The sequence below is a fragment of the Bradyrhizobium sp. NDS-1 genome, from assembly GCF_032918005.1.
Classification (GTDB): Bacteria; Pseudomonadota; Alphaproteobacteria; order Rhizobiales; family Xanthobacteraceae; genus Bradyrhizobium; species Bradyrhizobium tunisiense.
In genome coordinates this window covers 2,143,359-2,156,283 of the sequence record NZ_CP136628.1, presented here as the reverse complement: position 1 = coordinate 2,156,283, position 12,925 = coordinate 2,143,359, and the positions used below count along the sequence as shown (strand labels likewise).

Annotated in this window: 13 protein-coding genes; 8 read left to right on the top strand and 5 right to left on the bottom strand. The window is 60.6% G+C overall.

Annotated features, from left to right (window positions below):
- Positions 1–246 precede the first annotated feature (246 nt).
- The 5 genes from phnF to RX330_RS10185 form a co-directional block, all read right to left on the bottom strand.
- The gene (gene phnF / locus RX330_RS10205; RefSeq protein ID WP_317242896.1) at positions 247–999 is read right to left on the bottom strand and encodes a phosphonate metabolism transcriptional regulator PhnF; all 753 of its coding nucleotides are present in this window, start codon (positions 997–999) and stop codon (positions 247–249) included.
- Between the two features lie 347 nt (positions 1,000–1,346).
- Entirely contained in the window at positions 1,347–2,180 is an 834-nt protein-coding gene (locus tag RX330_RS10200; RefSeq protein WP_317242895.1) for a carbohydrate ABC transporter permease, read from the bottom strand.
- The gene (locus tag RX330_RS10195; RefSeq protein WP_317243875.1) at positions 2,177–3,034 is read right to left on the bottom strand and encodes a sugar ABC transporter permease; all 858 of its coding nucleotides are present in this window, start codon (positions 3,032–3,034) and stop codon (positions 2,177–2,179) included. Before RX330_RS10195 ends, RX330_RS10200 begins: the two co-directional genes overlap by 4 nt.
- 83 nt (positions 3,035–3,117) lie before the next feature.
- Positions 3,118–4,296, bottom strand: coding sequence for an ABC transporter ATP-binding protein (locus RX330_RS10190; protein ID WP_317242894.1), 1,179 nt, complete (start codon positions 4,294–4,296; stop codon positions 3,118–3,120).
- A 442-nt stretch (positions 4,297–4,738) separates the two neighbouring features.
- Entirely contained in the window at positions 4,739–6,007 is a 1,269-nt protein-coding gene (locus tag RX330_RS10185; RefSeq protein WP_317242893.1) for an extracellular solute-binding protein, read from the bottom strand.
- Positions 6,008–6,257: 250 nt separating this feature from the next.
- Here RX330_RS10185 and RX330_RS10180 point away from each other — a divergent pair, with 250 nt between their 5' ends.
- Genes RX330_RS10180 through RX330_RS10145 form a run of 8 tightly spaced genes read left to right on the top strand, consistent with a single transcriptional unit; the run spans position 6,258 to position 12,918 of the window.
- A complete protein-coding gene (locus tag RX330_RS10180) occupies positions 6,258–7,538 on the top strand; it encodes an alpha-D-ribose 1-methylphosphonate 5-triphosphate diphosphatase (protein WP_317242892.1) in 1,281 nt (426 codons plus the stop codon).
- A gap of 60 nt (positions 7,539–7,598) precedes the next feature.
- Positions 7,599–8,021: a phosphonate C-P lyase system protein PhnG gene (phnG, locus tag RX330_RS10175; RefSeq protein ID WP_317242891.1), complete on the top strand. Its 423-nt coding sequence runs from the start codon at positions 7,599–7,601 to the stop codon at positions 8,019–8,021.
- Complete coding sequence (gene phnH, locus RX330_RS10170) at positions 8,018–8,614, top strand: phosphonate C-P lyase system protein PhnH (RefSeq protein ID WP_317242890.1); 597 nt, start codon at positions 8,018–8,020, stop codon at positions 8,612–8,614. The genes phnG and phnH overlap by 4 nt, the downstream gene beginning before the upstream one ends.
- The gene (locus RX330_RS10165; RefSeq protein WP_317242889.1) at positions 8,611–9,804 is read left to right on the top strand and encodes a carbon-phosphorus lyase complex subunit PhnI; all 1,194 of its coding nucleotides are present in this window, start codon (positions 8,611–8,613) and stop codon (positions 9,802–9,804) included. The genes phnH and RX330_RS10165 overlap by 4 nt, the downstream gene beginning before the upstream one ends.
- Positions 9,805–9,853: 49 nt before the next feature.
- The gene (locus RX330_RS10160; protein ID WP_317243874.1) at positions 9,854–10,660 is read left to right on the top strand and encodes an alpha-D-ribose 1-methylphosphonate 5-phosphate C-P-lyase PhnJ; all 807 of its coding nucleotides are present in this window, start codon (positions 9,854–9,856) and stop codon (positions 10,658–10,660) included.
- A complete protein-coding gene (phnK, locus tag RX330_RS10155; protein ID WP_317242888.1) occupies positions 10,657–11,436 on the top strand; it encodes a phosphonate C-P lyase system protein PhnK in 780 nt (259 codons plus the stop codon). Before RX330_RS10160 ends, phnK begins: the two co-directional genes overlap by 4 nt.
- Positions 11,437–11,449: 13 nt before the next feature.
- Positions 11,450–12,184 carry a phosphonate C-P lyase system protein PhnL gene (gene phnL / locus RX330_RS10150; RefSeq protein WP_317242887.1) on the top strand — a complete coding sequence of 245 codons (735 nt, stop codon included), beginning with the start codon at positions 11,450–11,452 and terminating at the stop codon, positions 12,182–12,184.
- Positions 12,184–12,918: a DUF1045 domain-containing protein gene (locus tag RX330_RS10145; protein ID WP_317242886.1), complete on the top strand. Its 735-nt coding sequence runs from the start codon at positions 12,184–12,186 to the stop codon at positions 12,916–12,918. Before phnL ends, RX330_RS10145 begins: the two co-directional genes overlap by 1 nt.
- The last annotated feature ends 7 nt before the right edge of the window (positions 12,919–12,925 follow it).

Below are 12,925 nucleotides of genomic sequence, written 5' to 3'. Positions count from 1 at the left end.
CATCCTTTAGACACGACGCCGCTTGAATGAGTCGAGAGATGGATTGCGCCGTCTGCTGGGCACCGCTTTCGCCCACAAAAATGGTTTGGCACAGGAAACGGCAGCCGCGAGATAGCGCAGATGCAAGCAGTCTCGTGAAGCACCGCCGCTTCTCTGGTCTAGAAAAGAACGACGGATCTGCATTGCCAATGCCGGCTCGTATGAAAGTGGCAAACATCCTCTCAGCCGAAAATACGGGTCACTTGGTCACTCGCTGAATCGAATGACAACTTCCATGTGTTGCGGTGCCATTCGACCTCTTGTGACCACGATCGGAACGCCGTCAACGGCCACATTGATATTGGTCATGAGTATGACCGGTTGCCGTCGCGACAGCGCAAGCAGAAGGGAATCGGTGTGTGACAATAAACCCGCGGAAATCCGCGTCTCAAATCGGTGATAGTCGACGATGCCAAAGTGGTTCCAGGATTCCGTGAGACTGCCCGTCTGTTCGATCAACGCCTCGATTCCCTCGAATCGAGGCAGTGGGAAATAGCTCGACGAGATCGAGGCGGCAATACCATCGATCAGCGTCAGCGTATCGACTCTGCGTGCGAACTGGGCCAGTGGCACACGGAGGTCGCGCGCAAGATCCCTGTCGACGCGAACCCGCGCGGAGCCGACGAACCGGCGCTCGCTGATCCTGTGCATGTCGCGCACGGTCGTGCTCAGACGGGTCCGCGCACCCAATCGGGAGTGGACAACGCGCTCCTTGACGAAGGTACCCCGTCCCTGCTCGATGCGCACATAGTCGCGCTCCTTGAGCACCGCGAATGCCCGGCGCACGGTGTTGCGGTGAACGCCGAAGATCGCCGCTAGCTCAGTTTCTGTAGGTAGGCGTTCGCCCGGCTTATACGTCCCGCCGATGATATCCTTGCGGATGGCCTCGACCATGATCCGCCATAGCGAACTCGCGCCGCGCCTGGCGTAGAGGGAAGATGGTTGATTCTGTCCGGTCATCGATATCGGGCTTGCGGTTGGCGGAAAGTCTGCGCCGACGTCCAGCGCTTAGCACATCGAACAGCACGGCAATGACCGTAAGTGGCAGATGGTAAGTCGAAATCCGCCGGAAAAGTCCCATGCGCCGCAGGAAATCGGCGGGACTACCCTTGTGCCGCATTGGCGCTTTGCTCTACTGGAGCCGACGCTAGCGCGCCGACGCGGAAGCGCGCGATATTATTCTGGAGGCGCATTCTTGCGCTCCCTGTATCCTACTGTTCGAAACGTACCAAATTCGGGGGCGTCGGCAGAGCGTCGGGCCGATTCGATACAGACCGTTCGTTACCCGGCCTCACAAGAAGGCTTCATCATTTGACGGCTCCCCCCGTCATTCCTTCAACGAACCACTTCTGAGCGGCGAGGAAGGCGATGACAAGGGGAAGAACGACGATTGTGGCGGCGGCCATGAGGGGCCCGTAGTCGTTCCCTGCCTCCTCGTTCGCGAACGCAATAATCCCGAGCGGTGGCGGCATCAGGCTCTCTGAACGGACCGCGATCAGTGGCCAGAAGAGATCGTTCCAACGGCCAACGACGGAGAAGATCGAGAAAGCAATCACCGCCGGGAGCGCCATCGGCACCATCACCTTCCAAACGATGCCCAGTTCCGAGAGCCCATCGAGGCGCGCGGCGTGGACCACGTCGTCGGGAATGGTCTTGAACACCTGGCGGAAGAGGAAGATGCCAAACGGCGAGACCACGAAAGGAAAGATAAGCGCTGCATAGGTGTTGAGGATACCGAGTTCATAGCAGAGCACGAAAAGTGGCAGCGAGAGCACCTGGTGCGGCAGAAGGAGCCCGATCAATACGAGACCAAAGATCAGATCACGGCCGGGAAAGCGCAGTTTGGCGAGAGCATAGGCGCAGGGAGCGCAGATTAGGATTTGGAGTGTCAAGATTGCGGCACAGACCAGTACGCCATTGCCCATGTAGCGCGGAAGCGGCGCGGAGGTTAATGCTTTTCTGTAGTTCTGCACCGCGTACCATTGCTCGGGGAGAAACGCGAAGTGTTCACGAAATATCTCACCCGGCGGCTTCATGGACAGGCTAATCATCCAGACGAAGGGGATGAGGATGAGGGCTGCCGTGATCAGCAACACGGCGTGGCGCAATATGGCGGCCTGAGGAGAGAGGCGGGCGTTCATTGGTAGTGCACCCTCTTGTCCATGACGCGGGCTTGAATGAGCGTTAGTGCCACGACGATGATGAGGAATACGACGGCGACGGCTGCGCCGTAGCCGGTGCGCAAAAATTCGAAGCTCTCGCGGTAGAGCGTGTAGAGCAGTACATCCGAGGCGTGGCCTGGCCCACCCTTGGTCAACACCTTGACGGTGTCGAAGGCCTCGAAAGCGCGCAGCGCCACAACGATGACGACGAACATCAATACTGGACCGAGCATTGGCAAGGTGACGGTGCGGAAGCGATCTAGCCAGAGGTCAGCACCGTCGATCTCGGCGGCATCGTAGAGGTCGCGGGGGATCGATTTGAGGCCGGCGAGAAACAGAACCATAGCGAACCCGAGGTTCTGCCAGATGCCGATGATTGCAAGCACCGGCAACGCGGTCACCTCGTCGCGCAACCAGTTGGCTGTGGGCAGCCCCAGCGCAGAGAAAGTCTGGTTGACGAGGCCGATGGTAGGATGGAGCAGCGCCTCCCATGCGATCGCCATCGCAGCCAGCGTCGCCATGAATGGCAGAAAGTGAATGGCGCGGTAAAGAGCGCGCAGCGACCGTCCGCTCTCGATTAGCATTGCGATGGCAAGGCCGAGGATCACGGTGCCGGGCACCACAATCAGGACATAGATGACGGTGTTTAGGAGCGAGGCTCGAAATCCGTCATCGGCGAATACCTCGCGAAAGTTCGCGATTCCAACGAAGGCGAAGGTGTGCGCGCCGAACTGCCAGTCGGTTAGCGCGATAACGAAGACGGCGATCACAGGTACGAAGAACAGCAGGAAAAGCAGCAGGACCGCCGGCCCCGCGAGGGCGTAGGCAGCCATCCCCTCGGCAAGGCGCTGCCGACGCAAAGGCACCTGAGCGGCGCGCGCTGGCGCGTCCAGCGATTGAGTTGGACCGAGCGCATTCACAGGGCGAACTGCCGGATCGGGGTGACCTTGGGTGTCTCCGCCGACCCGCTCGACCGAAGCCTCTTGCCGTCCTGGCCAAAGACCAGGATGCGGTCGGGATTCACCGACAAATGCAGCGTTTGGCCGAGCGCAATCTGGGGCGCCCGCTCGGCGGCGAGCCGGGCGATAAGCGGATGATCGAGGCCGGCGAGGTCGAGATGGACGAATAGGTCGGAACCCATGTGCTCAATGAGCCGGACCGCCCCGGTCAGGGTATTGACGCCTGCGCACTCGGAAAGGTGGAAGGCTTCCGAACGGATGCCAAGGGCGAGCGCCGTACCAGGCGGCGCATCGGAGAGGATCTTGAAGCTGGTACCCAGCGCATCGGCCAAGCCCCGCTCGCGCACAATCGCGTCGAGAAGGTTGATCTTGGGGCTTCCGACGAATTCGGCCACGCGGCGGTCGTCGGGGTCAGCATAGATATCTTGGGGTGGAGCGACCTGGATCAACTCGCCATCGAGCATCACTGCGACTCGATCAGATAGCGTCATCGCCTCGGCCTGGTCGTGGGTGACGTAGACGAAGGTGACGCCTAGACGACGATGGAGGTCCTTGATCTCGGCGCGCATCTGGACCCGGAGCTTGGCATCCAGATTACTGAGCGGCTCGTCCATCAAAAAGACGGCAGGATGGCGGACCATCGCGCGGCCCACGGCGACGCGCTGGCGTTGTCCGCCGGAGAGCTGGCCGGGCTTTCGGGAAAGCAGATGGCCGATGCCCAGCGCCTTTGCGGTGCGGGCGACTTCTGCGTCGATTTCGGCCGAAATTTGCCGGGCGCCCGGCACGAGCCGTCCCAGGATCGGCAGCCTTTGCCAGATGTTCAATCGCCGCATGCGAAGCGGCAGGGCCATATTGGCGGCCACGGTCATATGCGGATAAAGGGCGTAGGACTGGAACACCATGGCGACATCACGGAGCTTCGGCCGCAAGCCATCAACTAGGCCCTCTCCGATCCTCACGGAGCCGCTGTCCTGCACTTCCAGCCCCGCCAAAATCCTGAGGAGCGTCGACTTACCGCACCCCGAGGGCCCCAACAGCGTCAGGAACTCTCCATGGTCGATCGCAAGCGAAATACCCCGAAGGATCGGCGTTGGACCAAAGGATTTGGTGATGTGATGAAGGTGGATGTCACTCATGGGCCACTTTCTTTCCAGGCCGGCCCTCACGGGCACCTTGCTGAGCTACCCGGTCTTGATGAAACTGCACTGACAGAATAGGTACGACCGCGCCATTCATACCCATCCGGAGGGTCGCTTAGCATGTCCAGGCTGAGCCAACGTGCCGCCACAACGTATTCAATCACTTGGAGGCAATGCGATCGCCAAGATGACAAAGGTGCACGATTCTGCACCACCTCCGTGACAGTACCTTGCCATCGAGAGGCAGACCGGAAATTCTGGCCCCTGAATGACAGTCAGATAGCTGGTCGGCAGCCCGCGGGAATGAATTCCTCTCGTCACGGTCGATAGCGTGCAGGAGATCTCGCTCTGAGGAAGAATTTGGGAAACAGCAACGGGCTTGCGAGGAATGATTGCTTGTCCTCCGCACCAGCAATTGGCGCCGAAGCAAACAGATAAATCAGCGCTTCGGCAAGAGCTTTTGGACACCGCGAACCATGTCGACGAGCGCTTCGTCTGGTGTCCTTTTCAGCGTCACGACACTTTGCAGGTGATCTCGAATCACGGCGGTGATGCGGGGCCCGTTGTCGCCGGGATAGACGTTCACGCTCTTTATCCGGGCGAGCCCAGCAAGGCCAGCGAGGGCGTTCGGCTTCGATTTGTAATAGTCGCCAAGGTATTTCGGGTCATTGACCGCAATCGTGTTGACCGGCGTCAATCCGGTCTTCGATACCATCAGCGTCTGCGCCTCCGCGCCGAGAGCGAATTTCAGGTATTCCCACGCCGCTCGCTGTTTCGCTGGATCGCGAGTCATGATCGCCAGTCCGCTGCCACCCGAGGGCATCCTGCCGCCGGCAGCCGATTGCGGGAACGGACCGGTGCGGATGTCGAGCGTAGATCCAACGTTGGCGGTCAATTGTTCCAAGCGCGAACTGGAGGCGACATAAATGCCGATTTTGCCCGAGGCAAAGGCTTGGCGCGCCTGTTCGGTGGTCATGTCGACCATGCCAGTCTCACCGAAGCGGCGCATCAACTGCAAGGCGCCCTGCCCGGCAGCGCCGTCGAAGGCGATCTTTCCGTCGGGTGTGAACACGTCGCCACCATGGCTATATACCAGCGCGTGGAACGACCAATTGTAACTGTCGGGATAATATTCAAAGAAAATCGGAACAAGTGCAGGGATCGACGTGTGGATGTTGTCGGCGAGCGACAGGATATCGTCCCAAGAAAGATCCAAGTTTGAGAGATTCGGACGCACCTTACGAATGACGCCCATGTTGTAGTAAACAATGCTCGTCGATACCGATTCCGGAAGGGCGATCGTCTTGCCTTTCCATTGCGTCGCGGCGAGCGCCTCTGGCCTCACACCCACCGCGGCCCATAACGGGTCAGCGGCAAGAAAGCTGTCGAGTGGTACGAGCAGCCCTCGCTCGGCGAGGACCGGCATATCCGGATAGCAGAGCGAGGCGACGACGTCTGGCAGATCCTCGGTGACCGCCGCCCTCAGCAGTTGCTGCAACAGGGCCGGACAGTCGGCGGCGTTGGCTTCCGTGACGATTCGTATGTCGGGGTTCTGTTGCATGAACCGCTCGACAATCGGCTGGCGGAAGAGGCCGTCGCGGGCCGGAAAGGCGTAGCCCACCCGCAGTGTGACCGGATCGGCATGGGCTGCGGTCACTCCAATGAGCGCGCCAGCGATGGCCGAGATTACCAAAGACATCGTTTTCATCACGACAACCCTGCCTTGAAACGGAGACGGATCATGCCGGCGCCGAATTGGGTGCCCGGACGGGCATTGTGCTCGACATGCTTCCAACTAAGCGGGCCGGGTGAAGCTGAATTGACAGAATTGGGATCACATCGCCACTTGTACCTTAGGAAAGAACCATCCGGGACCTTAACTTCTCATTCACGTTGGCGACGAAACTAAAGCGGCTTGGTCGAACGTTTATTGGGACAGCGCCTCTCGATTGAGGACATTGTACAACTTCATCAAAGTCACACGATTTGTCATCGCGCTGTCTCTCACTGCCCCTTTGACTGCTGATAGAACTCAAGCGGGTTTAAAAGCAAGAAAGAGGCGCCCTCTGATGGGTCAATCGACCGGTACGCTAAGTCAAGTTCCACAAGCCATTCTTGAGTCCCGCGAAGTTGTCCTGACCAACGCTAAGATCGTGACCCGGTCGACCTGTTTCAAAGGAACGGTCCAGATCGTTGACGGCGCGATAGCTGACATCTCGACAGACAATTCCAAGGCGCGGGGCGCCCTCGACTTTGAAGGCGATCATCTGCTGCCCGGTTTGATTGACGTCCATACCGACCACCTCGAAAAGCAGATCCTCCCGCGCGCCGGCATGACTTGGGATCCCTTGGGCGCGGCCATTGCTCATGACGTTCAGGTCTGCGCGGCTGGGACCACGACGGTGTTCGATTCCCTGATCGTTGGGGCGGTGGGCAACCCGGAGCGTCGGCGCCTGCTGCCTCTGATGCTCAAGGGGCTTGGGGAGGCGCGCCGTCACGGCCTGCTTAGGGCTGATCACCTGCTTCACCTGCGCTGCGACGCCCGCGAGCACAACCTAATTGAACTTTTCCTTGAATATGCCGACCTGCCCGAACTTCGATTCGTCACCATCATGGATGACGGGCCGCGGCGGGACCCGAAGCGCTTCCGCCATCTAGAACGTCGCAAAAATACGCCTGCGGCGGAGATCGAGGCAGCGATTGCCGCCGTCGCGACCACAGAGGACTGCACGGAAGAAAATCGGCGCCGCCTCGTCGCACACTGTCGCGCGGGCGGTGTACCTTTCGCTAGCCACGATGACACTACTGTTGCCCATATCACGGAAGCGGTCGGATACGGTCTCGCCATCTCCGAATTTCCAATTACTCTGGAGGCGGCGAAAGCCGCCCGCACCGCGGGCATGACTATCATCGTTGGGGGACCGAACCTCGTCGCCGGGCGATCACATATTGGGAACGCCTCAGTGCGGGAGCTCGCGCGGGACGGCCTCATTGACATCATTTGCTCAGATTACATCCCTGCGAGCATTCTGCGCGGCATTTGGTACTTAGCGAGCCAATCCGGGGGGCTAACGCTTCCCGAGGCCGTTGCACTCGGAAGCAAGCGGCCAGCAGAAACCTTCGGCCTTCTCGACCGCGGCGAGATCGCTGTGGGCAAGCGCGCCGACCTCATCCGCGTAGCCGACCGAGCCGGCCCTGTCATCCGAGGTGTCTGGACGGCTGGACGTCAGGCGCTGTGAGTTGATCCGAGACACATGAATATCTCAGTGACGCACCATCAATATAGCCGCCAAAACTGGATGACCTTACTTGCCAAAGCGCCGGTTGCAGAACTGGACCGGCACTGGGCGGCGATCGCACGGCCAAAATTCCAGTGGATACGGCGTCCTGAATATGGCGCAGCGATGCTGCGGGGGGCCGTCGGGCGCACCGGCACTGTGTTCAATCTCGGCGAGGCGACTGTGACGCGCTGTACGCTCCAGATCGAGACTGGCGAGATTGGCATTGCCTACGTGCTCGGCCGCAACAAGCGCCACGCGGCACTCGCTGCCGTGTTCGACGGACTGATGCAGCGCGATCAAGCGACCGGGGCGGGCGCGATCGGCCCGATCATTGCCGCGATCGATCGCTGCGTGCGCCAGGCAGAGCAGGCGATCCGACGCGAGGCCCAACGGAGCAAGGTCGATTTCTTCATGCTCGGGCAGGGAGACAATGGCGAATGACGGCTGACCTGATCCCGCCTGCATTCCGCGATCCCGTTCACGATGCGCAGTCAGCTTTCCGACGACTCCTGAAAGCGCTGTCGCGGCCCGGCACACCGGTTTCGTTTCCCGGCCCCGCCCAGCCGCCGCAACCGATGAGCGGGCCGCTGGCCGCTATCGCGCTGACGCTCATCGACCCCGATTGTTCGATCTGGCTCGACCCGGCGCTCTCGAGGGATTCGGTGCGGCGCTATCTCCATTTCCATACAAACGCGCCGCAAGTCAGTGACCCGAGAACCGCGACCTGCGCGCTGATCGGCGATGTTGGCCGGATGCCGGGATTCGGCAGCTTCCATCCGGGTGTGGCCGCCTATCCTGACCGGTCGACGACGCTTCTGCTCCAAGTGCCTGCGCTCGCCGGCGGGCCTGTCGTCCGTCTTTCCGGGCCCGGAATCGAGACGACGACCAGCTTCGCGCCTCGTGGCCTGCCGGACTGGTTTTGGTCGTCCTGGCGCGAGAATGCCGCTCGCTATCCGCTCGGCGTTGACATCTTCCTTACCGACGACCTCGCAGTTGTCGGCCTCCCGCGCTCCACCAAAGCCGAGGAACCATGATCACCTCGATCAAGGGTGGCGAAGCCGCCATCGCTGCTTCGCACCGTCTCCTCGCCAAGCGCCGCCGTGGCAATCCGACGATCGCCGACCTCGGCGTCGACCAGATCCGCGAGCAATTGTCGCTCGCCGTCGAGCGAGTAATGAGCGAGGGTTCGCTCTACGACCCGGACTTGGCGGCGCTGGCGATCAAGCAGTCCGAGGGCGACCTCATCGAGGCGATCTACCTGTTGCGCGCTTTCCGAACCACGCTCACCCGGTTCGGCTACGCCGAACCGGTCGACCCCGCGGCGATGGTGGTACGCCGACGCATCGCGACAACTCACAAGGACGTGCCGGGCGGCCAACTCCTCGGGCCGACTTATGACTATACCCACCGGATCCTTGATATCGCTCTTTTGCGAGCAAGTAGCGAGGATCTTACCGATCTCGCCGGCGACGGCGAAAGTAGGTATGAAAAGGAAACCGAAGACGACGCTGCAGAGCCGGGACCCGATTCAGCGGCTCACGCTTTGACAAAAGATTGCGGCGTCCTCGCGCTGGCCGATATCGTCGAGGACGTCCGGCCAGACGGGCAGTCGAAGGTTGCCGACATCACCCGCGATCCAGTGGTGTTTCCCTCCACACGGGACCAGCGGCTGCAGAGCTTGGCCCGCGGTGATGAGGGCTTCCTAATGGGCCTCTGCTATTCGACGATGCGCGGCTATGGGCGTAACCATCCGTTCGTTGCCGAACTACGCTCCGGTGACGTTGGGGTTGTCCTGACTATCCCTGAGCTCAACATGCCTGTTGGCATTGGGACGATCTGCCTTACTGAATGTCAAACCGTGCATCTGACGACCAGCGACGGTGCGGTGCCGCCTCGTTACACGCGCGGTTACGGCCTCGTCTTTGGCCATAGTGAACGCAAAGCGCTGTCGATGGCCATCCTCGACAGGTCGCTGCGGTCCGCCGAACTCGGCGAGACGGCGACTTACCCGGGACAAGACGACGAATTTGTCCTTTCTCATTGCGATAGCGTGGCGGCATCCGGGTTGGTGCAGCATCTAAAGCTGCCCCACTACGTCGATTTCCAAGCCGAGATGCAGCTGCTCGGCCAGATGCGCGCGGACTATGCGGAACGACATGCAAACCCCAGCCTAAAACCCACTCCCGGGCCAGATATGATTACGGAGGCTCTCAGTGGAGACTGACTTCACTTTCGACGACAGCGGTGTCTACAGTTTTGCTTATCTCGATGAGATGACGAAACGAATGATTCGGCGTGCGATCCTGAAGGCGGTGGCCGTGCCGGGCTACCAAGTGCCGTTCGGCAGCCGTGAAATGCCGCTTCCCCCCGGGTGGGGTACTGGCGGACTCCAGGTTACCGCGAGCATCCTTGGCCGGGACGATGTGCTAAAGGTAATTGATCAAGGCGCGGACGACACCACAAACGCCGTCTCGATTCGCCGCTTCTTCGCCCATGTCGCCGATGTTGCCACGACCGAGCGTACGGGGGAAGCAACGGTGATTCAGACGCGTCATCGCATTCCTGAGCGGCCGCTCACTGAGGACCAGATCATCGTCTTCCAGGTGCCGCAGCCCGAAGCGTTGCGGCGATTCATTCCGCATGAGGCGGTCGCGCGGAAACTCCACGCTCTCGCCCGCTACGGCATTATGTATGTCCGGCTGTATGAAGATATTTCTCAGCTTGGCCACGTTGCGATGTCGGCTGATTATCCGGTTATCGTGAATGGACGCTATCTCGCCTCGCCGTCGCCGATCCCGAAATTCGACAATCCGAAGCTTCACCGCAGCCGCGCGCTCGCCCTGTTCGGCGCGGGCCGGGAGCGGCGTATCCATGCCATCCCACCTTTCACCGATGTCAAAAGTCTCGATTTCGTTGACCATCCTTTCACAGTGCAGCACTTCGAGGCGTGCTGCTCACTTTGCGGCGCGCAGGACAGCTATCTCGACGAGATCCTCCTCGATGATCGCGGCACCCGGGCCTTTATTTGTTCGGACACATCCTATTGCGCCTCGCGGCACGACGAAAGGGCCGCATCATGAAACCGAAGGTGAGAGAAATTCTTCGGGTGAAGCACCTGTCCAAGACCTTTGGGCGCGTTCCGGCTTGCAGCGCGGTATCGTTCTCGCTGCGTCAGGGCGAGGTTCTCGGCATTGTCGGAGAGAGCGGCTCGGGCAAGTCGACGCTACTGCGCTGTCTTGCGGGCCGCATCGAGCCGGATGATGGCAAAGTAGTGATTGCCTCCGGTGACCACGTCGTCGATCTCTGGGCGATGGACGAAGCCTCGCGCGAGCAATTCCTGCCAACGACGATTTCACTCATTCACCAGAACCCACGCGACGGATTGCGCCTTGATATCAGCGCCGGCGGCAATATCGCCGAACCTCTGATGGCCGCCGGCGGCCGCCACTACGGCTCCTTACGCGCAACGGCACTGGAATGGCTTGAGAAGGTCGATATCGAGGGTCGGCGCATCGACGACCTGCCCGAAGTCTTCTCCGGCGGCATGCAGCAGCGGCTGCAGATCGCCCGGGGACTCGCTACCCACCCTCGCCTCGTGCTGATGGACGAGCCGACTGGTGGCCTCGATGTCTCCGTCCAGGCAAAGCTCCTTGACCTGCTGCGCAGCCTTGTCCGCGAACTTGGCATCGCCGTCGTTGTCGTCACCCACGATATCGGCGTTGCGCGTCTGCTCGCCGATCGGTTGATGGTGATGCAGTGCGGTCGAGTGATCGAGCAGGGACTCACCGACCAAGTGCTCGATGATCCTCACCACCCATATACGCAACTGCTCGTCTCCTCAATCCTGCAGGTCTAAAGAAGGGCCAATAATGACCATCCTCATCAGTGTCGGCGGCCTTTCCAAGACCTTCACGCTTCATACTCAGGGCGGCGCAGAGATCGCCGTCTTCGACGACGTCTCACTCGAGGTCCGCGCGGGAGAGTGCGTCTGCCTACACGGCCCCTCCGGGGCGGGCAAGTCGACGTTGCTGCGCTCGCTGTATGCCAATTACAAGCCGGACGCTGGGCACGTCGTCGTGCAACACGGAGACGAATCTATCGACCTTGTAAGCGCCGAGCCATGGGAAGTGGTCGAGGTGCGGCGTCGCACCATCGGCTATGTCAGCCAATTCCTACGCGTCATCCCCCGCGTTGCTACCATCGACATCGTAACCGAGCCGGCGATCGCCATTGCTATTCCAGCAGATGAATCACATGCCAAGGCGAAGGCGCTACTTGCGCGCCTCAACATCCCCAAGCGACTCTGGTCGCTGGCGCCAGCCACCTTCTCGGGGGGCGAACAGCAGCGCGTCAACATCGCACGAGGCTTCATGGTCAACTACCCGGTCCTGCTTCTCGATGAGCCGACAGCCTCGCTCGATGCCGTCAACCGCCAGAGCGTGGTCGACCTGATCAACGAGGCTAAGGCCCGTGGGGCAGCCATTGTCGGCATTTTCCATGATGAGGAAGTGCGCGAGGCTGTGGCCGACCGCCTGTTCAAAGTGGGCCAGTCGTCAGTTCGTAAGTCTCAGCGCAATATGACAGCAGCGGAACCTGTCGCATAATGCCAGAACCGTCCGCGCCCCGCTACGCGATCTACTACACGCCGGCTCCGGAACACCCGCTGACGGTAGCGGCGAGAACGTGGCTAGGGCGCGACGCCTTTGCGGGATGCTCGCCCGTGGCGTCGGCTGGACTCGAGGCCGCTACTACGAACCAAATTCGCGGTGCTCTTACCACTGTGCCCCGCCGCTCCGGCTTCCACGCGACGCTCAAGGCGCCGTTCCGGCTGAAGGAGGGGTATTCCGTCGAGGAATTGGAGCGAGCACTCCGCGCGTTCGTGACAGCTTGGCCTTCTTGCCCGATCGGTCCTCTGAAAATCGATCTGCTGGGCGGCTTCTTTGCGCTGGTTCCTGCTAATCCGACTCTCACTTTGCAGGGCCTTGCCTCGTGTATCGTCGAAGAGTTCGACCGTTTTCGAGCGCCGCTGTTTCACGGCGAGTTTCAACGGTGTTTATGCAGCCCGCTCAACGAGATCGAGACGACCCATCTTGTGCGATGGGGCTACCCGTACGTTTTCGATCACTTCCGCTTCCACATGACCCTGACCGATTTCGTTCCCGCCGAGAGCCAGCCTGAAGTGCGGCGGGAGTTGGATACGGTCTTCGGGACCTTGCTCTCCGAAGACTACAGCATCGATGCTCTTTCCCTCTTTGTTCAGATACATTCGGGCGCCGACTTTGTCGTCCGGTCGCAATTTACCTTGAGGAGCCGCAGCCTCCTCAAGGAGGCGGTATGAGATCATG

What these genes read in the sequence shown, in the direction of transcription:
- phnF (WP_317242896.1), bottom strand. Translation starts at nt 999, where the DNA reads ATGACCGGACAGAATCAACCATCTTCCCTCTACGCCAGGCGCGGCGCG.
- RX330_RS10200 (WP_317242895.1), bottom strand. Translation starts at nt 2,180, where the DNA reads ATGAACGCCCGCCTCTCTCCTCAGGCCGCCATATTGCGCCACGCCGTG.
- RX330_RS10195 (WP_317243875.1), bottom strand. Translation starts at nt 3,034, where the DNA reads ATGGCTGCCTACGCCCTCGCGGGGCCGGCGGTCCTGCTGCTTTTCCTG.
- RX330_RS10190 (WP_317242894.1), bottom strand. Translation starts at nt 4,296, where the DNA reads ATGAGTGACATCCACCTTCATCACATCACCAAATCCTTTGGTCCAACG.
- RX330_RS10185 (WP_317242893.1), bottom strand. Translation starts at nt 6,007, where the DNA reads ATGAAAACGATGTCTTTGGTAATCTCGGCCATCGCTGGCGCGCTCATT.
- phnG (WP_317242891.1), top strand. Translation starts at nt 7,599, where the DNA reads ATGACCTTACTTGCCAAAGCGCCGGTTGCAGAACTGGACCGGCACTGG.
- phnH (WP_317242890.1), top strand. Translation starts at nt 8,018, where the DNA reads ATGACGGCTGACCTGATCCCGCCTGCATTCCGCGATCCCGTTCACGAT.
- RX330_RS10165 (WP_317242889.1), top strand. Translation starts at nt 8,611, where the DNA reads ATGATCACCTCGATCAAGGGTGGCGAAGCCGCCATCGCTGCTTCGCAC.
- RX330_RS10160 (WP_317243874.1), top strand. Translation starts at nt 9,854, where the DNA reads ATGACGAAACGAATGATTCGGCGTGCGATCCTGAAGGCGGTGGCCGTG.
- phnK (WP_317242888.1), top strand. Translation starts at nt 10,657, where the DNA reads ATGAAACCGAAGGTGAGAGAAATTCTTCGGGTGAAGCACCTGTCCAAG.
- phnL (WP_317242887.1), top strand. Translation starts at nt 11,450, where the DNA reads ATGACCATCCTCATCAGTGTCGGCGGCCTTTCCAAGACCTTCACGCTT.
- RX330_RS10145 (WP_317242886.1), top strand. Translation starts at nt 12,184, where the DNA reads ATGCCAGAACCGTCCGCGCCCCGCTACGCGATCTACTACACGCCGGCT.